Source organism: Blautia caecimuris (assembly GCF_024622975.1).
Classification (GTDB): Bacteria; Bacillota; Clostridia; order Lachnospirales; family Lachnospiraceae; genus Blautia_A; species Blautia_A caecimuris.
In genome coordinates this window covers 59,286-80,404 of sequence record NZ_JANJZT010000013.1, presented here as the reverse complement: position 1 = coordinate 80,404, position 21,119 = coordinate 59,286, and the positions used below count along the sequence as shown (strand labels likewise).

The 21,119-nt window shown below is 43.8% G+C and carries 22 protein-coding genes; 20 read left to right on the top strand and 2 right to left on the bottom strand.

Features of this window, described 5'->3' with window-relative positions; translation table 11 throughout:
- Positions 1–47: 47 nt before the first annotated feature.
- The 5 genes from rpsR (at position 48) to NSA57_RS09795 (ending at position 5,354) form a co-directional block, all read left to right on the top strand.
- Positions 48–311 carry a 30S ribosomal protein S18 gene (rpsR, locus tag NSA57_RS09815; RefSeq protein ID WP_022066584.1) on the top strand — a complete coding sequence of 88 codons (264 nt, stop codon included), beginning with the start codon at positions 48–50 and terminating at the stop codon, positions 309–311.
- 147 nt (positions 312–458) lie between these two features.
- Positions 459–2,513 (top strand): DHH family phosphoesterase, encoded by a 2,055-nt coding sequence (locus tag NSA57_RS09810; protein ID WP_138270790.1) that lies wholly within the window; start codon positions 459–461, stop codon positions 2,511–2,513.
- The gene (gene rplI / locus NSA57_RS09805) at positions 2,510–2,956 is read left to right on the top strand and encodes a 50S ribosomal protein L9 (RefSeq protein WP_022066586.1); all 447 of its coding nucleotides are present in this window, start codon (positions 2,510–2,512) and stop codon (positions 2,954–2,956) included. The genes NSA57_RS09810 and rplI overlap by 4 nt, the downstream gene beginning before the upstream one ends.
- An 18-nt stretch (positions 2,957–2,974) precedes the next feature.
- Positions 2,975–4,303, top strand: coding sequence for a replicative DNA helicase (gene dnaB / locus NSA57_RS09800; RefSeq protein WP_022066587.1), 1,329 nt, complete (start codon positions 2,975–2,977; stop codon positions 4,301–4,303).
- A 508-nt stretch (positions 4,304–4,811) separates the two neighbouring features.
- On the top strand, positions 4,812–5,354 hold the full coding sequence (locus NSA57_RS09795; RefSeq protein ID WP_147600149.1) for a MerR family transcriptional regulator: 543 nt from the start codon (positions 4,812–4,814) through the stop codon (positions 5,352–5,354).
- A 65-nt stretch (positions 5,355–5,419) separates the two neighbouring features.
- On the opposite strand, the gene NSA57_RS09790 is transcribed toward NSA57_RS09795, so the two are convergent.
- Positions 5,420–5,593, bottom strand: a complete 174-nt coding sequence (locus NSA57_RS09790; RefSeq protein WP_022066589.1) for a 4Fe-4S ferredoxin — start codon at positions 5,591–5,593, stop codon at positions 5,420–5,422.
- 222 nt (positions 5,594–5,815) lie between these two features.
- Between NSA57_RS09790 and NSA57_RS09785 the strand changes: the two genes are divergently transcribed.
- The 14 genes from NSA57_RS09785 (at position 5,816) to NSA57_RS09720 (ending at position 17,694) form a co-directional block, all read left to right on the top strand.
- Positions 5,816–6,016 carry a DUF1858 domain-containing protein gene (locus NSA57_RS09785; protein WP_022066590.1) on the top strand — a complete coding sequence of 67 codons (201 nt, stop codon included), beginning with the start codon at positions 5,816–5,818 and terminating at the stop codon, positions 6,014–6,016.
- 434 nt (positions 6,017–6,450) lie between these two features.
- Positions 6,451–6,834 carry a GntR family transcriptional regulator gene (locus tag NSA57_RS09780; protein WP_117755301.1) on the top strand — a complete coding sequence of 128 codons (384 nt, stop codon included), beginning with the start codon at positions 6,451–6,453 and terminating at the stop codon, positions 6,832–6,834.
- The gene (locus tag NSA57_RS09775) at positions 6,827–7,687 is read left to right on the top strand and encodes an ABC transporter ATP-binding protein (protein WP_117755300.1); all 861 of its coding nucleotides are present in this window, start codon (positions 6,827–6,829) and stop codon (positions 7,685–7,687) included. Before NSA57_RS09780 ends, NSA57_RS09775 begins: the two co-directional genes overlap by 8 nt.
- A complete protein-coding gene (locus NSA57_RS09770; RefSeq protein ID WP_230104406.1) occupies positions 7,680–8,327 on the top strand; it encodes an ABC-2 transporter permease in 648 nt (215 codons plus the stop codon). The genes NSA57_RS09775 and NSA57_RS09770 overlap by 8 nt, the downstream gene beginning before the upstream one ends.
- Positions 8,328–8,337: 10 nt before the next feature.
- Entirely contained in the window at positions 8,338–8,460 is a 123-nt protein-coding gene (locus NSA57_RS09765; protein WP_257464729.1) for a hypothetical protein, read from the top strand.
- A 5-nt stretch (positions 8,461–8,465) separates the two neighbouring features.
- Positions 8,466–8,654, top strand: a complete 189-nt coding sequence (locus NSA57_RS09760; protein ID WP_040332740.1) for a cysteine-rich KTR domain-containing protein — start codon at positions 8,466–8,468, stop codon at positions 8,652–8,654.
- Between the two features lie 90 nt (positions 8,655–8,744).
- Entirely contained in the window at positions 8,745–9,512 is a 768-nt protein-coding gene (locus tag NSA57_RS09755; protein ID WP_117755298.1) for an ABC transporter ATP-binding protein, read from the top strand.
- A gap of 136 nt (positions 9,513–9,648) precedes the next feature.
- Complete coding sequence (locus NSA57_RS09750; RefSeq protein ID WP_257464728.1) at positions 9,649–11,466, top strand: FtsX-like permease family protein; 1,818 nt, start codon at positions 9,649–9,651, stop codon at positions 11,464–11,466.
- Between the two features lie 496 nt (positions 11,467–11,962).
- Positions 11,963–13,342 (top strand): MATE family efflux transporter, encoded by a 1,380-nt coding sequence (locus NSA57_RS09745; protein WP_117755296.1) that lies wholly within the window; start codon positions 11,963–11,965, stop codon positions 13,340–13,342.
- A gap of 285 nt (positions 13,343–13,627) precedes the next feature.
- On the top strand, positions 13,628–13,921 hold the full coding sequence (locus tag NSA57_RS09740) for a winged helix-turn-helix domain-containing protein (RefSeq protein WP_330671324.1): 294 nt from the start codon (positions 13,628–13,630) through the stop codon (positions 13,919–13,921).
- 711 nt (positions 13,922–14,632) lie between these two features.
- Positions 14,633–14,995: a cysteine-rich VLP domain-containing protein gene (locus tag NSA57_RS09735; RefSeq protein WP_081484672.1), complete on the top strand. Its 363-nt coding sequence runs from the start codon at positions 14,633–14,635 to the stop codon at positions 14,993–14,995.
- A gap of 367 nt (positions 14,996–15,362) precedes the next feature.
- Entirely contained in the window at positions 15,363–15,731 is a 369-nt protein-coding gene (locus NSA57_RS09730) for a replication initiator protein A (RefSeq protein WP_257464726.1), read from the top strand.
- Positions 15,718–15,963 (top strand): hypothetical protein, encoded by a 246-nt coding sequence (locus NSA57_RS09725; protein ID WP_257464725.1) that lies wholly within the window; start codon positions 15,718–15,720, stop codon positions 15,961–15,963. The genes NSA57_RS09730 and NSA57_RS09725 overlap by 14 nt, the downstream gene beginning before the upstream one ends.
- A gap of 90 nt (positions 15,964–16,053) precedes the next feature.
- The gene (locus NSA57_RS09720; RefSeq protein ID WP_257464724.1) at positions 16,054–17,694 is read left to right on the top strand and encodes a recombinase family protein; all 1,641 of its coding nucleotides are present in this window, start codon (positions 16,054–16,056) and stop codon (positions 17,692–17,694) included.
- An 83-nt stretch (positions 17,695–17,777) separates the two neighbouring features.
- On the opposite strand, the gene NSA57_RS09715 is transcribed toward NSA57_RS09720, so the two are convergent.
- Complete coding sequence (locus NSA57_RS09715; RefSeq protein WP_178709440.1) at positions 17,778–18,521, bottom strand: adaptor protein MecA; 744 nt, start codon at positions 18,519–18,521, stop codon at positions 17,778–17,780.
- Positions 18,522–19,298: 777 nt separating this feature from the next.
- Here NSA57_RS09715 and NSA57_RS09710 point away from each other — a divergent pair.
- Positions 19,299–20,972 (top strand): glycosyl hydrolase family 18 protein, encoded by a 1,674-nt coding sequence (locus NSA57_RS09710; protein ID WP_178709438.1) that lies wholly within the window; start codon positions 19,299–19,301, stop codon positions 20,970–20,972.
- Positions 20,973–21,119 lie beyond the last annotated feature (147 nt).

Below are 21,119 nucleotides of genomic sequence, written 5' to 3'. Positions count from 1 at the left end.
GGATTTCTCAGTCAATCAAATTGAAAGAAAAACAGGAGGAAACCATCATGGCTTACAATAGAGGCGAAAGACCGGACTCTCCTATGAAAAGAAGAGGCGGACGCAGAAGAAAAAAAGTTTGTGTATTCTGCGGTAAAGAAAACAATGAGATCGATTACAAGGATGTAGCAAAACTCAGAAAATATGTTTCTGAGAGAGGTAAAATCCTTCCGAGAAGAATTACAGGAAACTGTGCAAAACATCAGAGAGCTCTGACAGTTGCTATTAAGAGAGCACGTCATCTTTCCCTGATGCCATACGTTCAGGACTAATTGAACCTGATACCGCTGCCGATCAAATGGCAGCGGTTTTTTTATCTCATTATTTATATGGAAAAAATCCCTGAAATCTGTTATAATATGTTTTGTTGAGTGAAAGGAAACATGTAAATTTTTCAAAAAAGAATGGTAATGAAGATTATGGATGGTAAATTCAAATTAAAAGGTCATCTGAAACATCTGACAAGATGGCCCCTGTATCTGACCGCTCTTCTGATTATCCTGAACATAGTGGTTTATGCGATAGATATAAAAGCCGGAGTGGTTGTTACACTGGGAGCGCTGATCTATCTGGCCTGCGCTGTAGGTATTTTCTGTTACCACAGACCTCAGATGTTTAACGATCTTGTGGCCTTTGCAAGTCAGTATGAATTCCTTGAAAAGAGAGTTCTGGAAGAGCTTGCTCTGCCATATGCGATCATGGATATGCAGGGGAGAATGATCTGGTGCAACAAGGTATTTGCGCAGCTTACAGGAAAAGATCAGTTCTACAGAAAAAATATTAATACGATTTTTCCGGATATTACGCCGGACAAGCTTCCGGTTCCGGAAGAAAAAGAGATATCCGAGATCAGTACACAGGTTGGTGACTGTATATACAGGATTTCCATGCAGCGCGTCCTGTTAGGCGAGGCAATGGTTCATTCAGAAGTTCTGGAGGGACTTTCCGAGAATACAAGCCTGATTGCCATGTATCTGTATGATGAGACAGAACTGAAAGATTATATTAAAGCAAACGAGGACAACAAGCTTGTAGTTGCTCTGGCATATCTGGATAATTACGAAGAAGCACTTGAGAGTGTGGAAGATGTAAGGCGTTCTCTTCTGATTGCTTTAATTGACAGAAAGATCACAAAGTATTTTTCAAATTATGATGGCCTAGTGCGTAAGCTTGAAAAGGACAAATATTTCCTGATTATGCGTCAGAGTTCTCTGGAAGCTCTAAAAGAGCAGAAATTTCATATTCTGGAGGAAGTTAAGACTGTCAATATAGGAAATGAAATGACAGTCACCCTCAGTATTGGAATCGGTCTTAATGCAGCTACGTATCTTCAGAATTATGAGTACTGCCGGATTGCCATTGAAATGGCTCTGGGTCGGGGCGGCGATCAGGTAGTCATCAAAAACGGAGACAGCATCACCTATTATGGCGGAAAAGCTCAGCAGATGGAAAAGACAACCCGTGTCAAAGCCCGTGTAAAGGCGCAGGCGCTGAAGGAGTTTATGAGTACCAAGGAACGAGTGGTCGTTATGGGTCATAAGATCACTGATGTGGATGCGCTGGGAGCTGCCATTGGTATTTACCGTGCGGGAAAAACTCTGGGCAAACCGGTGCACATTGTAGTAAATGATCCGTCTACTTCTATCAGACCTCTGATGGCAGGTTACCTGAATAATCCGGATTATGAGCCTTCTATGTTCATTGACAAAAATCAGGCTATGGAGCTTGTGGATAATAATACGGTAGTGGTAGTGGTGGATACCAACAAGCCCAGCTATACAGAATGTCAGGAGCTTCTGTATATGACAAAAACAATTGTTGTGCTGGATCACCACCGCAGAGGCAATGAAATCATTCAGAATGCAGTGCTTTCCTATGTGGAACCCTATGCTTCCTCTACCTGTGAAATGGTGGCAGAGATCCTTCAGTATTTTTCTGATGATCTGAGACTGAGAAATATAGAGGCAGACTGTATTTATGCGGGAATTATGATCGACACCAATAATTTTATTACCAGAGCTGGCGTGCGGACTTTCGAAGCGGCAGCCTTTCTGAGAAGAAGCGGCGCAGATATGACAAGAGTGCGCAAGCTTCTCAGAGATAATATTGATTCATATAAGGCACGGGCAGAGGCAGTTCGTACCGCAAGTATTTATAAAGACTGCTTTGCCATTGCCAAGTGTCCTAGCGAGGGCCTGGAAAGTCCTACAGTAGTGGGCGCTCAGGCGGCAAACGAGCTTTTGAATATTGCCGGTGTAAAAGCATCTTTTGTGCTGACGCCGTATAATAATGAGGTGTATATCAGCGCCAGAGCCATTGATGAAGTGAATGTACAGGTGCTGATGGAAAAAATGGGCGGCGGAGGTCATCTGAATATTGCAGGCGCACAGGTGAAGAAACCAATGCCTGAGGTTGAAGAGATGCTGAAGAACATTATTGACGAAATGTATCAGGAGGAAAAGGAAACAAAATGAAAGTAATTTTATTAGAAGATGTAAAATCTCTTGGAAAAAAAGGTCAGATTGTAAATGTCAGTGACGGCTATGCCAGAAATATGATTCTGCCAAAGAAACTGGGCGTTGAGGCAACACCGAAAAATCTCAATGACCTGAAGCTTCAGAAGGCAAATGAAGAAAAAGTAGCACAGGAAAATCTGGAGGCTGCTCAGGCATTTGCAAAGGATCTGGAAACAAAAGAAGTAATTCTTACGCTGAAAGTAGGAGAAGGCGGAAGAACCTTTGGTTCTGTTTCAGCAAAAGAAATTTCCGAGGCTGCAAAGTCTCAGCTGAATCTGGACATTGATAAAAAGAAACTTCAGCTTGACGGTCCGATCCGCAATCTGGGTGTGACTCAGGTCGGTGTGAAACTGCATCCGAAGGTAACCGGAAGTCTTAAGGTCTGGATCAAAGAAGCATAAAACGGAGGAGCCCGCAGTATGGAAGAAGCACTGGTCAGGAGAATACTTCCCCACAGCATTGAAGCAGAACAGTCTGTGATCGGCTCCATGCTCATGGACAGGGATGCGATCCTTGTTGCGTCTGAAATTCTTACAAGCGATGATTTTTATCAGAATCAGTACGGTATTATTTTTGACGCTATGGTAGAGCTGTGCAATGAAGGACAGCCGGTTGATCTGATTACTCTTCAGAACAGACTGAAAGAAAAGGACCTTCCTCCGGATATCAGCAGTATGGAATATGTCAGAGAGCTTCTGGAAGCAGTTCCTACTTCTGCAAATATAAAATATTATGCAAATATTGTAAGTGAAAAAGCTCTTCTTCGTCGTCTCATTAAGACTACGGAGGAGGTGGCGAACAGCTGTTATCTGGAAAAGGAAAATACAGAAACCCTTCTGGAAGAGGCAGAAAAAAAACTTTTCAGTATTTTACAGAGAAGTATTGGCGGCGATTATGTACCGATTCAGCAGGTGGTTCTGAATGCCATTAATAATATTGAAAAAGCTTCCAAGCTGAAGGGAAGCGTTACCGGAATTCCTACAGGCTTTGTTGACCTGGATTACAAAACTTCGGGTATGCATCCTTCAGATCTTGTCCTGATCGCGGCCCGACCCTCTATGGGAAAGACCGCTTTTGTACTGAATATCGCGCAGTATATGGCATTTCGTAAAAATGTTACTGTGGCGATCTTCAGTCTGGAAATGTCAAAGGAGCAGCTTGTAAACCGACTGCTGGCAATGGAGTCCCATGTGGATTCCCAGAACATGAGAACCGGTAATCTGAAAGACGAGGACTGGACAAAGCTGGTAGAGGGCGCGGATATTATTGGCCGTTCCAATCTGATCATTGACGATACGCCGGGTATCAGCATTGCGGAAATGCGATCCAAATGCAGGAAGTACAAGCTGGAGCACAATCTCGGAATTATCATGATCGACTATCTGCAGCTGATGAGCGGAAGTGGAAAAAGCGATTCCAGACAGCAGGAAATTTCAGATATTTCCCGTTCTCTGAAAGCTCTTGCCCGTGAGCTTGGTGTTCCTGTTATTGCACTGTCACAGTTAAGCCGTGCGGTAGAGCAGAGACCTGATCACAGGCCAATGCTTTCTGACCTTCGAGAATCCGGAGCTATTGAGCAGGATGCGGACGTAGTAATGTTTTTGTACAGAGATGATTATTATCACAAGGATACAGAAAAAAAGGATATTGCCGAGGTCATTATTGCCAAACAGCGTAACGGCCCCATTGGAACCATTGAGCTGGTATGGCTGCCAAGGTATACACAGTTTGTAAATATGAAAAAATAAAGTCGTACAAAAAGAATCTTCCGTATTGGACACCTGTCGGGTGAAATATGGGAGATTTTTTTGCTTATCGGGAAAGTAGTAACTCTGCAGCGGCATTCCCGGTAAATAAAAAACCATTCGCTTTGCTCCGGATATAACTGCTTGAAGATAATACTTTGCAATACAGCTGATACAATTTTATGAAATTCCCATACATACAGGAGCAAATGCGTTACAGAATACAATTAAAAACTATAAATGATCAAATATCAAATTTTACATACTAAAATTCGGAATATGTGGACATAAAAGAAAGGTTAAACTCTATGTGGGCGTTTCGCAAAGACAAATCAGCGAGGAGATTATGCACTTTTTTACATCTGCTTATTTATAGTTTAAATCAAAACTTTTAATAAGCCGTAAAAAGACTGGATAATAACTACGGATTATTTTACAGCAAAAATTGTCGAACGGTTTTTGTTGAAATACTCATATACTCTGCTATAATTTGAGATGTAGGAGGTGCGGTATGGAGACAAGATATACGGTCAGACAGGCATCAGAAATGACGGGGGTGAAGCCATATGTTATGCGTTACTGGGAGGACGAGCTTGACCTTCATATCCAGAGAAATGAACTTGGCCACCGCTACTACACCAGATATGATATTCAACTTTTTCTGAATATCAGAGAACTGAAGAAAAGAGGTTTGCAGCTTCGGGCGATTAAGGATCTGATCCCTCAGATTGCCCGCACGGCTCCGGGCTCTTCTGACAGTAAGATACGCCTTTTGGAAGAAGCGGTATCTGTAAATGAGGTGCCGGTAAAGGAAGCTGTATATTCTGTGGAGGTCGGTGCGGCAGAAGAAACCGTAAATCCTAAAATCCTGGAATTCCAGACAATCCTGGAAAGACTGATCACACAGGAGATACAGTCCCAAAATGAAGATGAGGAGAGATATCGTTCTCTTGATCTTGCAATCAGAAGACAGCAGCTTGCCAGACGCGAAGCCGCTGCCGCTTCAGTGGATAAAAAATCAGGGAGAATCCTGAAAATACATAAGAATATATAAAACAAAAAAGAGCCGCAGCGTTTGCTGCAGCTCTTCTTTTCTTTTTCTGTATGTAGTCCGTTGGATTATTCTCCTGGCTGGATAGCCTCTGTAGGACAAACATCTGCACATGTTCCGCAGTCAACGCAAGCGTCTGCATCGATCTCGAAATGATCTGCGCCTTCAGAAATTGCCTCAGATGGGCACTCAGCAGCACAGGATCCGCAGCTTACACATTCGTCTGTAATTACGTATGCCATTATAGTATCCTCCTTTTTTCTCATTAGTACCCCGAAAGGTTCTATAATGCTATTCTAATATATCTTATAGAGGATTACAAGTATAAAATTATAAACATATTTTTATAATTAGCCCGTTGATTCTAGGTGATTTTTATATTATAATAAATGTGCTATAAACAGCATAACATTGCAGGAAATGATGGATTGGTTTTCTGCATATTATAAAAGGAGGTAGCAGAAATGGCACAGGTTTCCAAAGAAACAACAATTGGTGAGCTTCTCAGAATAGATCCCAACTGCGCTGCAATTCTTATGAGAATGGGAATGCACTGCATCGGCTGCCCGTCTTCACAGATGGAGTCTCTGGAAGAGGCTGCTATGGTTCATGGATTCGATGCAGATATCCTTGTTCAGCAGATCAATGATTTTCTTGCTCAATAAGAGAGATATACAGAGGAGCAGAATGAATAATAAAAGGACATTGCATAATGGCAGTAGCCCATAAGGAAACATTACAAAACTTATGACTTACGCCAGGTAAACGGAAAAATAGAAAATGCTATGCAAAAGGTTTACTAATTGCATAGCATTTTTTATTTTTGCAAGATATTAGGTTTCCATTTTCAGCGTTCCAACGGAACGCGCAGCCATCACCGCAGGTGATGATCTCAGGGGTTTGGGGACATGTCACCAACAAGCATTTAGCAGGAATTCCGGGAACGGAAATCCTGCTAAATACGCAATCTTACGGAAGATTGCATTGCTTGCCAGTAGTTTACCGGTAGTTTATCCTCAGGTATTGACATTTTAGCCCTGCTTGTGTTATACTGTTATACACAACAGCATAACAGTTAAAACACACGGAGGATGCAGGAATGAAACTGATTATTTCAAATGTATCTGGCGTCCCCATATACGAGCAGATTAAACAACAGATCAAGGCAGCTATTTTATCTGGCGAACTTCAAGCCGAAGAAACTCTGCCCTCTCTTAGAACGCTTGCCAAAGACTTAAAGATCAGCGTCTTAACAGTGACAAAGGCATACACAGAATTAGAGCAAGAGGGCTTTGTTAAAAATGTGCAGGGGCGCGGATGTTTCGTAATGGGGTCTGGTTCAGAACTGATTAAGGAGCAGCTTATTTGCAAAGTAGAAAACAATCTTACCGAAGCAATAAAAGCAGCAAAAATGGCAAATCTATCCACAGAGGAACTACATCGCCTTTTGGACATCTTAATGGAGGTAAAAACAGATGACTAATTATTTAGAGGTAACGAACCTTTCAAAATCTTTTGATTCCTTTCAGCTTCACAATATCAGCTTTACTTTGCCAAAGGGCTATATTATGGGCTTGATTGGTCCGAATGGTTCTGGCAAAACAACGACAATCAAACTGATTTTGAATATGCTCAAGCGTACCGACGGCACAGTCAAAGTGATGGGGCTGGATAATATCGCAGAAGAACAAAAAGTAAAATCAGAGCTGGGCGTTGTTTTCGATACAAACTATTTCAGTGATGATTGGAAAGTGTCGCAGGTTGAAAAATCCATCTCGGTATTTTATCCAAATTGGGACAGCCAGAAATTTGCGGATATGTTACGGAAATTTCACATTGCACCCACCAAAAAGGTAAAAGAACTTTCCAAAGGTATGCAGATGAAGTTAATGCTTGCCTGTGCGTTTTCATACGACGCAAAACTGCTAATCCTTGACGAACCGACCAGTGGACTTGACCCAGTTTCCAGAGATGAACTTTTGAAAATTCTTTCAGAGTATATTGAAGATGGCGAGCATAGTGTTTTGTTCTCCACCCATATCACCGGCGATTTGGAGCGTGCGGCCGATTATATTACCTACATCAGTTATGGCGAGCTGTTCTTTACTGGCAGCAAAGATGATTTTGTAGATATGTTCCGCATTGTAAAAGGTGGAATGGAGGAACTGTCCGATGATCTGAAAAATAAGGCGGCTGGTATTCGTACATTTCCTACGGGATTTGAGGCGCTGATGAAAACCGAAGATATTAGCGGTTTTTCCAACCTGACCGTTGAGCCTGCCACCATTGATGAAATTGTAGTGTTTACAAGCAAGAAAGGTGACGATTATGAATAATATTTTGAAATCCACAAAATTGGACTTTTCTCTGGTAAAGCCATATATCAAAGTGATTGGGTTTACCATGCTTCTCCCTATCGCTTTTGCGGCCATTAACCGTTCCATCCTGACAGGCGTTTCCTTTGCCATGTGCTTTATCGCCATGACCACAGGCTACACTTTCTCGGTAACGGAAAAAAACAGCATGGAGCGTTTGTATGGGATTTTACCCATCAAGAAAAGCGAAATGGTGACAGGCCGGTATCTCTTTGTTCTTGCATTGGGCGCACTGGCCCTGGTGGTTTCTCTTATCACACAGCCGCTTGTGCTGCGGGCAATGGGTGAAAGTGTTGGGACACTTGATATGATTAGCGCAGCCATTGGCGGCCTGTTCCTGTTCGCCCTTTATACCGTATTTCAAATTCCGGGCTATTACAAATATGGAGCCATCAAAGGCCGTGTGTTCATGTATATTCCAGTGGCTGGATTTTTGGCGACCTTGTTTTTCCTGCCCAAGATGCCCACAGACAATCCCATTGTGACTACGGTTGTAAGTTCCCCGGTACTGCTGATCGGCCTTGTGCTTGTACTCGTCGTTGTCATGTACGCTGTGTCGATCTGGTTCTCCATTCGGATTATGGAAAACAAGGAAATGTGAGGTGAGCAATATGGATTTCACAATTTTAGCGGTAGTTCTTCTGATTGGCATTGGTATCCCTTTCCGTAACAAGCTGATCCGAAAATATCGGGAAGAAAAGAAGCAGAAAGATAAGGATCGGGATGCAAAATGACGGGTATGGAGAAAACCGAGTTCATCCGTTGTCCCATCTGTGGAAATAAAACACGCGACAAAATCCGGGAAGATACCATCTTAAAAAATTTTCCTCTCTTTTGTCCCAAATGCAAAAGCGAGTGTCTGATTGATATTGAACAATTTCATATAACTGTTATCAAAGCGCCAGACGCACAGCCGCAGAGCCGATAACTCACAAGGTCTGGTTCCTTGTGGTTATTGGCTCTTTTTGAATGGAGGTGTCGCTATTATGCTATGAATGATTGAAGGAGGTCTAACTATATGAACGAGGTTTTGAAACTGGAGCATATCCAGAAGTATTACGGGAACGGCGAGAATGTTACAAAAGCGATTCAGGACATCAGCTTTTCCGTTCAGGAGGGGGAATTTGTGGGGATCATGGGTGCGTCCGGTTCCGGTAAGACCACCCTGCTCAACTGCATTTCCACCATTGATACGGTCAGCACGGGACATATCTATCTGGATGGAACCGATGTGACCGAAATCAATGAAAAGCAGATTGCCCGGTTCCGTCGGAAAAACCTGGGCTTTGTGTTTCAGGATTTTAACCTACTGGATACCCTGACCATCTCCGAAAATATTGCCTTGGCTCTTACCATCAACAAGATCCCCGCAGGCGAGATCGACGGCCGGGTGCGGGAATTGACCGGAAAGCTGAACATCACGGATATTCTGGACAAATACCCCTATCAGGTGTCCGGCGGCCAGAAGCAGCGGTGCGCCTGCGCCAGAGCCATCATCAACAATCCCAAGCTGATTCTGGCGGACGAACCCACCGGCGCACTGGACAGCCATTCGTCCCAGATGCTGCTTTCCACCATTCAGAGCATCAATGAAACCATGGGAGCAACCATTCTGATGGTGACGCACGACGCCTTTTCCGCAAGCTACGCAAACCGTATTTTCTTTTTACAGGACGGTGCAATCTTCATGGAAATTCTCAAAGGCAACGATTCACGCAGGACTTTCTTTAACAAAATTTTAGATGTCCTCACCATGATGGGAGGGGGCGTGAACGATGTACTCTAAACTTGCTTTTCGGAATATTCGTAGGAGTCTACGGGATTATATCATCTACTTTGTGACGCTTACCCTGACTGCGTCGTTGATGTACTCCTTCCTGGCGCTGGGATTCTCCCCAGATATTCTTGCCATGACGGAAAATATGTCGATGCTTACCTCTGGTATCCTGATGCTGTCCGTGCTGGTTGCGCTGCTGTCCTCGTTTATCGTTGGATATGCTATCCGGTTCATGTTGAGCCAGCGGAAAAAAGAGTTTGCCGCTTATGAACTGATGGGTATGGAGGTGAAAACCGTCCGAAACCTATTTCTGGTGGAAAACAGCATGATTGGCGGAGCCGCCTTTTTGCTGGGTTCGCTGCTTGGAACCGGACTGTCCGGGTTATTGAATCAGGTAGTTCAAAATATTTTTGAAGTTACGCATCATTATCAGGTCTTGTTCTCTCTCCGTGCTTTGGGGACGACCTTTTTCTTTTTCGTCCTGATGTATGGATTCAGTATGCTTCGTGCGGCAAAGGTCATCCGGCGCCAGAAAGTGATTGAACTGCTTTACGACAACCAGAAGAATGAGGAAGTTGGATACCAGCCCTTATATCGGAGCGTTCTGACCGGTCTGCTCTCCCTTGCCGCTATGGTGGCGGGCGTAATTCTGCTGGAAAAGGCGCTGCACATTCAGACCAATGAAGCGATGCTGTATTGGAGCGGGGCTTGTCTGCTGATTCTTGCAGGCGTTTATGAGCTGCACCGGAAGGTTCCTGTGTTGCTCTACCAACTGGCAAAAAGAAACCCGCGCCGGAAGTATCGGGGAGAAAATCTATTTTTCTTGGGACAGATCGGCAGGCGCATCCAATCTTCAGGGCGGACAATGGCTGTTGTGGCGATCCTGCTGACCGTTTCGCTTGCGACCATGTTTGTGGGATTGACAATGGGGGCGGGCTATAAGGCCAACATGGAGGCGTATTACCCCTATGATGCCGGTGTTGCCATTGACGCGCCCTTAACCAAGAACAGCATGGATTCCGTCCGTTCCTTTGTGGAGGAACGCTGCGAGGCAGAGGACAGCGTAACCTATTACCTGTATGCGGTTCCGAATGAAGCCATTGAAGCCTTGGCCTTGTCTGACTACAATCACCTCCGAGAGATTCTGGGGCTTTCGCCTGTTTCCATGAGCGACAATGAATTTTTGATTCACTGTGATACATGGAACTATATGGACGGCACTCGGCAGAGATTGGAACAGCAGCCGGAGATTACACTAAACGGCCGGACTTTGACCCCTGCGGAAACGCCGATCCTGACAGAGCCAATGGAGCAGTATCAAATGGCCGGAACAAAGGGATATGTTCTGGTTCTGCCGGATGAAGTGGCTTCCCGGCTGTCCGGGGAGAAAATCCGTCTGGTGATGAAACTTGAGGATAGCGGATACCCGGAACTGAAAAACGAACTCAAGCAATTCCTGAACAGCGGTAAATGGCAGCCTGACATCCAGCTTGGACAGGGTTTGCCGGAACGGGTGACGATGGGGGTAACAGTAAAGGCGTGGGGCGTTGCCAATTCACTGACCGGATTCACGACACTTTCTTTCTGCGGCTTGTATCTGAGCGTTATTTTTATCATTCTCTCCTGTTCAGTGCTGGCCTTTGAGCAGCTTTCCGCCATCGACCGGAACCAGAAAAATTACGCGGTGATTGACCGGCTGGGTGTATCAGGCCATAGGCAGGCTTCCCTTATCCGCAAGGAACTGTCCACCGTATTCCTAATCCCTCTATTTTTTCCTATCGTTCTTACAGTTCTGCTGATTGTGGGGACGCAGTTCTTTTTCGGGGACGCAATTTTGCAGGAAGGACTGGTGCTGTTCTATGGTCTGGTCACAATCCTGCTGTTCTGCGCTATATACCTGACCTATTTCGGTGCGACCATGTTCCTGTTCAGACGAGTCATTCTTCGGCCTGAAATGAGATAATTTTTGGTTGGTTATAAATTTGAAATGCCGTAATATTGACCATGAAATTGGCTGGTAGTTGGATGTAGCTGAGGTGTGGTTGCCGATATCTATCTGCTTCGCTTAATGCAGGTAATCGTCAAGATCAGAAGTATCTGCCTATAAGGCTTGAGTTGACAATAGAGTGCAAATTACGTATAATTTATTACAGTAAACATGAGAGAGGTGAACACGATGTTGTTCGGGAAGTTTTGTATTGGATTCAGCTCCACACAAGTTTATACTATGAAACATTGTGCGGAGCCTTTTCTGAAAGTTGATTTATAAAGTGGAAAGGCTAAGGCAGATATAAGACTGTCTTTGCTTTTTATACCCTTTTATCAAATCAACAATCGATAATTGACTGTTTAGGCCACAGACAATGTTTTGTTTGTGGCCTTTTGTTTTGCTTATTTATAAGTGACTATGCAAAGGGTGCACGATGTAGTGTACCCTTTTTCTTTTGGAGGAAATAGATATGACTGAAGAACATAGTTTGTTGACTGGGAGTGTGCCGAAAAAACTGGTCGTTTTCGCTTTCCCGTTGCTTTTAGCAAATATACTGCAATCATTTTACAATGTAGTAGATATGCTTGTAGTCGGCCGAATTGTAGGCGATACAGGCCTTGCGGCCATTGGTAACGCTTCTAAATTGTGCTATATTATCAATTCAATTTGTATTGGTATGACGATGGGCGGAGCCGTGTTGATTGCTCAGTATAAGGGGGCAGACGATAAAAAGGGGCAGGCGGAGTCCTTTCAGATGCTGGCCTTGCTTTCACTGGTATCTTCTCTGCTTGTGACTATTGTAAGTTTGGCAACCTACCAGCCTTTATTCAAGATGTTAAATGTTCCAGCAGACACATATCAAGATGCCTGCGACTATATGAAAATCATTTGCTGTGGGACTGTGTTCGTCTTTGGATATAATGCGGTCTGCTCTGTGCTAAAAGGATTGGGGGATTCTAAATCTCCCCTCTACTTTGTGGGAATTGCTACCATCATCAATGTCGTTTTAGACATTATTTTGGTGGGGCCTTTTGGAATGGGAACAGCAGGAGCGGCTTGTGCAACAATTACTGCACAAGGAATTTCCTTTGTGATTTCTCTATTCTATTTGAAGCGACATAAGATATTTTTTTCTATGGAAACTCAAAGAAAATTTACGTTTCAATGGGATAAGCTGACCGCCATTTTGAAAGTCGGTCTGCCTACAGCCATCCAGATGGTCGTGGTAAACACAGCCTATCTGCTTGTGACGGGAATGCTCAATCAGTTTGGTACTGCAGTATCTGCTGCATTTAATGTAGGACTGCAAATCAACACATTTGCCGGTATGCCCTGCTGGGCTATTGGACAGGCAGTAACGGCGATGGTCGGTCAGTGTATGGGGGCTGGACAAGTCAAACGCATCCGAAAGGTGGTAAAAATTAGTTTGTTGATGAATGTCGCCGTAACGCTCGTTGTCGTAATTGGCATACAGCTTTTTGCAAAACCATTGATTTTGCTTTTCGGTAGTACCAGCCCAGAAGTAGTAAATGATGGTGTTTATTATTTGCGTATCTGTTGCGGTATCAATAGTTTGATTTATGCCGCTATGTACACTTTGGATTCCTTTGCCATTGGTGTCGGTGCGGCAAATGTCGCTATGATTAACGCTTTACTGGACGCAGTTATCGTGCGTCTACCTATGAGTTGGATCTTGGCTTTTGCACTTAATATGGGGTTCCCCGGCATTTATTACGGTCAGGCGCTTTCGCCAGTCCTGCCCGCTATTGTAGGTTTACTCTATTTCATGAGTAAAAAATGGGAGCGAAAAACGCTCATTCAATCAAGCAACAAGGGGAGAAGTCATTGATGAATCGAATTGAAAAGAGCCAGACGCGTAGATGCAGAGTCGATGAACCTGTGAGTCAATAGGAGGTGATAACATGGGAAATTAGCTGTATTTGATATATCCGAACCGGGCGGCAAAATTGCAGAAAAACTGCTCATGCTGTTAAGCTCCCGTCAGCGTCAAGAATTGGTAAGCTATCTTCTCAATTCCCAAAAACAACAAAATAATCGGACCGACAGCCCATGCACCATTCCTGAAACTTATAGAGGGCAGACAGTTATTGATGAACCGTTTACAGAGATTCGCATGGGTGATTTATACTTCTGCCAGGAACAACGACTTGTATATATTGGCGAGCAGGAAATCAAATTAACGGCTAAGGAATTTGACATCCTCGCTTTGTTGATCACCCACCCGAAACGGGTATTTACTTATGAGCTGATTATGGAATTGGTCTGGAATGAGGATTATTGCTACTACTCCCGCAAGGCAGTCAATAACCATGTAAGTAATCTGCGGAAGAAGCTGAAAGTTACGCAGAATTCCCCGGACTACATCAAAAGCGTTGTTGGCATTGGTTATAAATTTGAAGTGCCGTAATATAGACCACAATGTAAGATTTTGCTTGCCCTGTGGCCTTTATTAGATATGGTAGGTGGTGAAGGAACATTAGGGAGACTTTACAGCTTGTGCTGCAAGGGAAAATTATCCCGAACATTTCTTTCAAAAATGCCTCTGTCGCTGGCTTTCTATGATGTATTCGGGATAATCAGACTTTCGGGATAACCATTTTTGTTCCGCTTTTCGTATGCCTTTACAATGGACGCACAAATTTACCGACAAGTAACCTTGACATTATGCTGTCAAGGTTCAAGAAAGGCAATCCATAACCATGTGAGTAAACTTTGGAAGAAACTAAGGTTTGAGCCTGATCTGCCAAATTACGTCGAGAGCGTTGCCGGAATCGGTTATAAATTTGAATATCTGTCTGCTCCATAAAATCCGTCGTAGGAACAAATGCGGCGGATTTTTTTGCAAATTTTTATTCAGACGGCAACTTTCCCCTAAAAAATGTACAGATATATGAGGGGATTATTTTATAACAACTTACCTGTACACGGCAATTATGAATTTTTTGTGAAATTTGCAAAATGCCCCCGTAATTTCGTCTCAAAAATGAATTGAACAATAGAAAGATATTTTTTGTGCAAAATTGACCGCCCTATTTCCCCTCAAAAATGAAATGTATAGTAGAGGGACATTTTTTTACGGTAGGAAGGAGGTGTTTTTATCCACAATCAGATTCCGGTGATGAATTATCCGCAGTACCGCCGGATGCGTAAACTGGTACACGAGTGCTGCAACTACGATAACGGAAACTGTATTCTTCTGGACGACGGGGAGAAATGTGTCTGCGTCCAGAGTATTTCCTATTCGCTTCTCTGCAAATGGTTCCGCTGCGCTGTCCTGCCGCTGGACAGGCCATTGGAAACGGCGTTGCTGTTCCAGGAGGAATTAAAACGCTGCGTGGTCTGCGGCCAATCATTCCTTCCCGGTTCCAACCGGGCGAAATACTGTAAGCTCTGTGCAAAGAAAATCCACCGCGGACAGAAAACAGCCAGCGACAGGAAAAGGCGGCTCCTATGCGGACAATTAGAAGCAAAAAAGCCTTGAGATTATTGGCGTTTCAGGCTGCGGTCAACGGGTATGAGGGATAAATCCCCTGCTCCCCTCTAAAACCTGTTTTTAACTGTCCGCAGGACAATTTTGACCTAAACGGGATTTTCCCATTCAGGTGTTGATTTCTACTTTGCCAATTTACCGCTTTTGCCATTTCCTCCTATATGGGATTCTCCAATACTGGATTTTCAGAGACTGGAAAACCTGACGCTCCGGACAGCCCTGTTCCTCTCTTTCCGGCGATGGATTTCCAGACAGTCTTGACGGCCCATATTTAGATGGAAATTAAAGAGAAGAAGTTAATAACAAGATAGTCAATATCAATCCAATCAATCAGGGATGGATTGATGGAAAGGAGTATATGATGCAAAATGATTTTTTGACGCCTTACAAAGAGGACAGCGGCGTACCGCCTTATCTGCCGTTCCCCCGTTTTCTGGTGCCGATGGACTTATCCAACGACGCAAAGGTACTGTATGCCATGCTCTTAGACCGGGCGGGCATTTCCAGAGAAAACGGATACATAGAACCGGACGGGCGGATTCGTCTCTACTTTACGCTGGAAGAAGCAAAAGGAAAGCTGCATAGGAGCAGGCAGGTGGCGACCAGGGCATTTCAGGAATTAGAACGCTGTGGCCTGATTCTCCGCAGAAAGCAGGGGCTTGGCCGTCCGGCGGCCATTACGCTGAATATTTTACCTGCAAGGAAGGAGCGTGATGGGATTGCGTAAGCCTGTGGATTTAAGCGAACTTCCCAAAAATCTGAAACCTGAAATTGCCGAGCGTGTGGCAGAGCATTTCAAGGACGGTGCTTTCGAGTTTGATTTCAGTACGGAAGAAATGATTGCCGTTGAGGGAAATACGGTCTATCATGTCATTCCCCATTACGCAGGGGGAGAGGCGGAAAGCGTACTGGACAAGCTGCGCCGTATCATGGCGGGAAATTTGGAGGAAACCGAATGAAAGCTGCTGAAAAAAGAGGACGGGCGCGTTATAATACAGGCAACCGTTTACCTGGCTGTTATCCCGGACTACAGGAGGAAAGGAGCTACTATGAACCAACAGCCAGATAAGATCACAGCGTTATATTGCCGTTTGAGCCAGGACGACGCTCTCGATGGGGAGAGCAATTCCGTCACCAACCAAAAGGCGTTATTATCCAAATATGCGGCGGAACACGGATTCCGCAATCCCATGTTTTTCGTGGACGACGGATTCTCAGGAACGAATTTTCAAAGGCCCGGATTTCGGGAAATGATGAAATATGTGGAAGATTATTCGGTTTCTACCCTGATTGTCAAAGACCTGTCCCGTCTGGGCCGGGAATATTCCTATATGGGGCGGCTGCAGGATTTCATCTTCCCCGCTTACGATGTCCGGTTTATCGCCATCAATGATGATGTGGACAGTGCAAAGGGCGAAAATGACTTCGCTGTGTTCAAAAACGTATTTAACGATTATTACACCAAGGACACAAGCAAAAAAATCCGGGCAGTCGTAAAAATGCGCGGAGAAGCCGGGGAACACATCGCCAGTAACCCGCCCTACGGATATGTGAAAGACCCACAGAATAAAAAGAAATGGATTGTAGACGAGGAATCCGCAAGAGTGGTGCGGCGTATCTTTGATCTGTGCATTGCGGGCAAAGGACCAATGCAGATTGCAAAAATCCTGACCGCTGACAGGGTATTGACGGTTACTGCGTATAACGCCAGACAGAAGGGATGGGCCATGCCGGATAATCTGTACCGGTGGTGTGCCAAATCCGTTGCCGGAATACTGGAGCGGCCGGAATATACCGGTTGTACCGTTAATTTTAAGACCTATACAAAATCCCTAAAATTCAAAAAGCGGATGGAGAATCCGAAAGAAAACCAACGGATATTTGAGGACACACAGCCAGCGATTATTGAGCGGGGACAGTGGGAACGGGTGCAGGCGTTAAGAGCCAACAAGCGCAGACCCACAAAGACGGGAAAAACAAGCATTTTCTCCGGTCTTGTCTATTGCGCCGACTGTGGTGCAAAGCTCTATTACTGTACCTGCAATACCTACAAGGATGAGTCTCAAGACCATTTCGTCTGCTCCAATTACAAGAGCAATACAGGTTCCTGCCAAATCCATTACATCCGAGAGGTTACGCTTTATAAACGGGTGCTGGAATGTATCCAGGGAACACTGACCTATGTGCGTTTGTTTCGGGATGATTTCACTCAGGAAATGTTGGCGCAGGACGAGGCCAGCCGGAAAGCGGAACTGACGCAAAAACGGAAAGCCCTCTCCGGGACGCAGAAGCGTATGGAGGATTTGGACAAGATCATCCAAAGGCTTTATGAAGATTCCGTACTTGGGAAATTAAGCGACCTCCGCTTTCAAAAACTCTCGGCACAGTATGAAACAGAGCAGGCGGAAATTCAGCAGCTTGCAGCTTCGCTGGAGAGAGAAATTGAAAATGAAGCCGGACAGATTGCCGATGTAGGGCGTTTCCTTCAGCTTGCCGACAGGTATTCCGATTTGCAGGAGCTTGACGCCTCTACGGTAAATGAACTGATTGAAAAGATCGTGGTCCACAGCCCGGAGAAGATCAGAGGGAAGAAACATGTCACGATTGAAGTCTATTTTACCTATGTGGGGAAAATCCGGATTCCACTTGCCAAACCGGAACTACTGACAGATACAGAAAAACCGGCGTGACCTCTGCCACGCCGGTTTTACCGGGATTTTAGTTTACTTCCTTATGGGCCTCCGGCTAAAGAGCAATGTCCTTTTATTATTTGTTAAAGCTGTACAAGCTGTTGAAGGGCATTTGCAGAAACCAGTTTTCCATGTTCTTTCAGATATGCTTCTCCCGAGACTGTGAAAGCCTTGCTGCTTCCATATTCAGAAAGGATATTGCATACTCTGTTAAAATCTTCAGGAGAAGTCTCAGACTGATGGAGAACGAGAAGATAAGTTTCATTTTCAGTATTCCGGTACAGAGTATTCTGGCCTGTAAAGAATCCGTTCAGTCCATGAGCCGCAGCAATTACATCATCCAGCCGGGAAAAAACAAACAGACGGATTACATTAACAGCGGGAGTTTCCTGTTCCGGCTTTTCTTCTGCAGATTTTTTATCTTCTGCAGAGTTCTTTTTGGACAGTGTCTTCAGCTTGGACTCACAGAGTTTCTGAAAAAGATCTATGATATTATCTGCACCGTCAAGGGAAACCGGATCTCCCTGCCCCTGATCTTTAAAAGGTGTAAATTTGGAGAAGCGGGTATCCAGTTCTTCAGGATCCTCTACTTTGGTGATAATGAGGATAATACTGTCTGTTGTGACAGGAATTGCCTCGATCATCAGAGGAATATTATCAGCTTCAAATCCGAATTCCAGCTGAGCCTGCTCCATCATATCACGAAAAAGTTTTTTTGCTCTTTCGGAACCGTAAGCAAGTTCGCTGAGACGGATCTGATGAAGCTCCAGGTCTTCACGGGTCAGAGTACAGCGAATCTGGTTTTCGTTAATTTTTTCTATTTTCATAATAATCACATCCTATTCTTTTTATCCTGTCTGTTTACCATGTGCATATGTTATTATACTCATACATGCAGATGATGTCATTTTTGAAGAGCAGGACATTGTCAATGATTTTATTGGTTTACAGCAAAAAAATGCATATCAACTTAGCATCTATTATATACCACAAATATGGAGAATGTAAAGAAATTCAATTTACCTAAATATAAAATATTTGAAAACAAAATCGAAAATTTTTTATATTTTGCTGAAACCTCTTGCATATGATTAAAAACAAGGTATAATAAAAAACAGAAAAATCATTCTGGATGTAATGGAAGCGCCGGAACATCACAGATAACAGCTTACATATTGACTGATTTCTTTTTTCAAATGTATTGTTGCCATTTTATAGTCATGCAGCATTCCCGCTGCGGCAATCATACAAATTCCACGTATTTTAAAGATAAGGCTTCTTTTATGGACAGAGATTTTTCAGAAACCCACAGGGTGCTTTCAAAAATCCGCGAAAGGAGGGAAGAAGAGAAAATATATCACACAGTACAAAGGAATTTTATGCAAAAGCATGATGATATGCACAGAAGAACGGGAATTCCCCGTCAAAGGCAGTAAATTCCCCTCTCATGCCTGACCAGGCGGAGTATTCCCGAAATATGAAAAAAATATAAAAAGAATGATTTTATAACGCAATCGCACAAAAGTATGATATAATGAAACAGCCTTTTTAACATAAGAGGAAGTTTGTGAAACATATAGTTCTGAACTGAAAGGAAAAAGCAAATGAAAAAGCAGGTAAAAAAACAAATGAAGAAGCAGTATATGCCGGCAGTTATCGTCTGCGTTCTGATTCTTCTGCTTGCTGCAGCAGGAGTTGGAATTCATGTGGTCAAAAAATATATTCCGACAAAAGAGCGCATGGATCTGAACGAATATTACGGCAAGACTGCGGAGGGAGAGTCCGTGATCGTCCTGGGAACAGAGATTATGGAGGAGCGCGCAGTAACATCTGATGATCAGACTTATCTTCCGCTGGAGTTTGTATCAGGCCATTTGAACCAGAGATATTACTGGGACAGTTCAAATCAGCAGATTCTTTATGCAACACCTTCTGAGCTTCAGATGTATCCGGCATCTCAGAACGGAGATGGAGATGTGTGGCTGAAGGATGGAAGTGTATTTTTAAGTCTGCCTTTTGTACAAAAATATACAGACATGGACGTATATATGGGAGAAAATCCTTCCAGAATCATTATACAGAATCAGTTTACCGGGGTAAATGTAGCAACTGCAAAAAAAGATACATATGTCCGTTATCGCGGAGGAATCAAGTCACCGGTTCTCACAGAGGTCAAGAAAGGCGATACTCTGACCTTCATGGAGGAATATGAAGAATGGGTGCAGGTTGCTACAATGGATGGATATATCGGATTTGTGAAAAAGAAAGATGTGTCTTCTCCGGAAGCAAAGGATTTTGAGAGAGACTTTCAGAAGGAAGAGTATCAGCACCTGGCTATGGAAGAACCGGTGAATCTGTCCTGGCATCAGGTGACGTCAGAAGAGTCTAATACATATTTTACCGATGCAGTGGCAAATGTAAGCGGAGTAAATGTTATTTCTCCTACCTGGTTCTATTTGCAGGATACACAGGGCAATATTGCAGATATATCTTCTGCTGACTATGTAAAACAGGCGCATGATAAAGGAATGAAGGTATGGGGACTGATTGACAACTTTACCGCAGACGTAAGTACAACAGATACTTTGTCTCAGCTTTCTTCACGCCAGAATATTATCAGTCAGCTTATGAGCGCTGCGGAAAAAACAGGACTTGATGGAATCAATGTGGATTTTGAAACGCTCAGTGAAGATGCGGGACCGCATTTTCTGCAATTTTTAAGAGAATTGTCTATTGAGTGTCATAAGAGAAATCTTGTACTGTCTGTGGATAATCCGGTACCTGAAGATTTTACCAGTCATTATGACAGAGAAGAACAGGGGGAGGTTGTAGATTATGTGATCATCATGGGATATGATGAACATTATGTAGGTTCAGAAGAACCGGGCTCTGTGGCTTCTCTTCCCTGGGTAGAAAAAGGGGTTGTGGATACTCTGGCAGAAGTACCGGCAGAACGGACCATTCTGGCAATCCCATTTTATACAAGACTCTGGAAGACAACCGGAGGAGCTTTGACAAGCGAAGCGATTGGAATGGATCAGGCACAGAATGTAATAAAAGAAAATAAGGCAGAGACTATATGGGACGGCAGTGTTGGGCAGAATACTGCTTCTTATGAAAAAGACGGTTCCAGTTATGAAATATGGGTTGAGGATGCACAGTCTATTGCGGAAAAGGTAAAACTCATTCCGAAATACAAACTTGCAGGCGTAGCACAGTGGAAACTTGGATTTGAAAACAGCAGTATCTGGAAGGTGATCAGTGAAAATCTGAAATAACGGACATACATAAAAAAGCGTGGGAAAATTGTTCCCGACGCTTTTTTTTATAAAGAGATGGATTATAAAAAGGTCATAATTGGAAGGAGGCCGGTACTTTCGTACCGGCGCGTATGAAAAAGAAAAATATTTGTATAGAAAGCACTG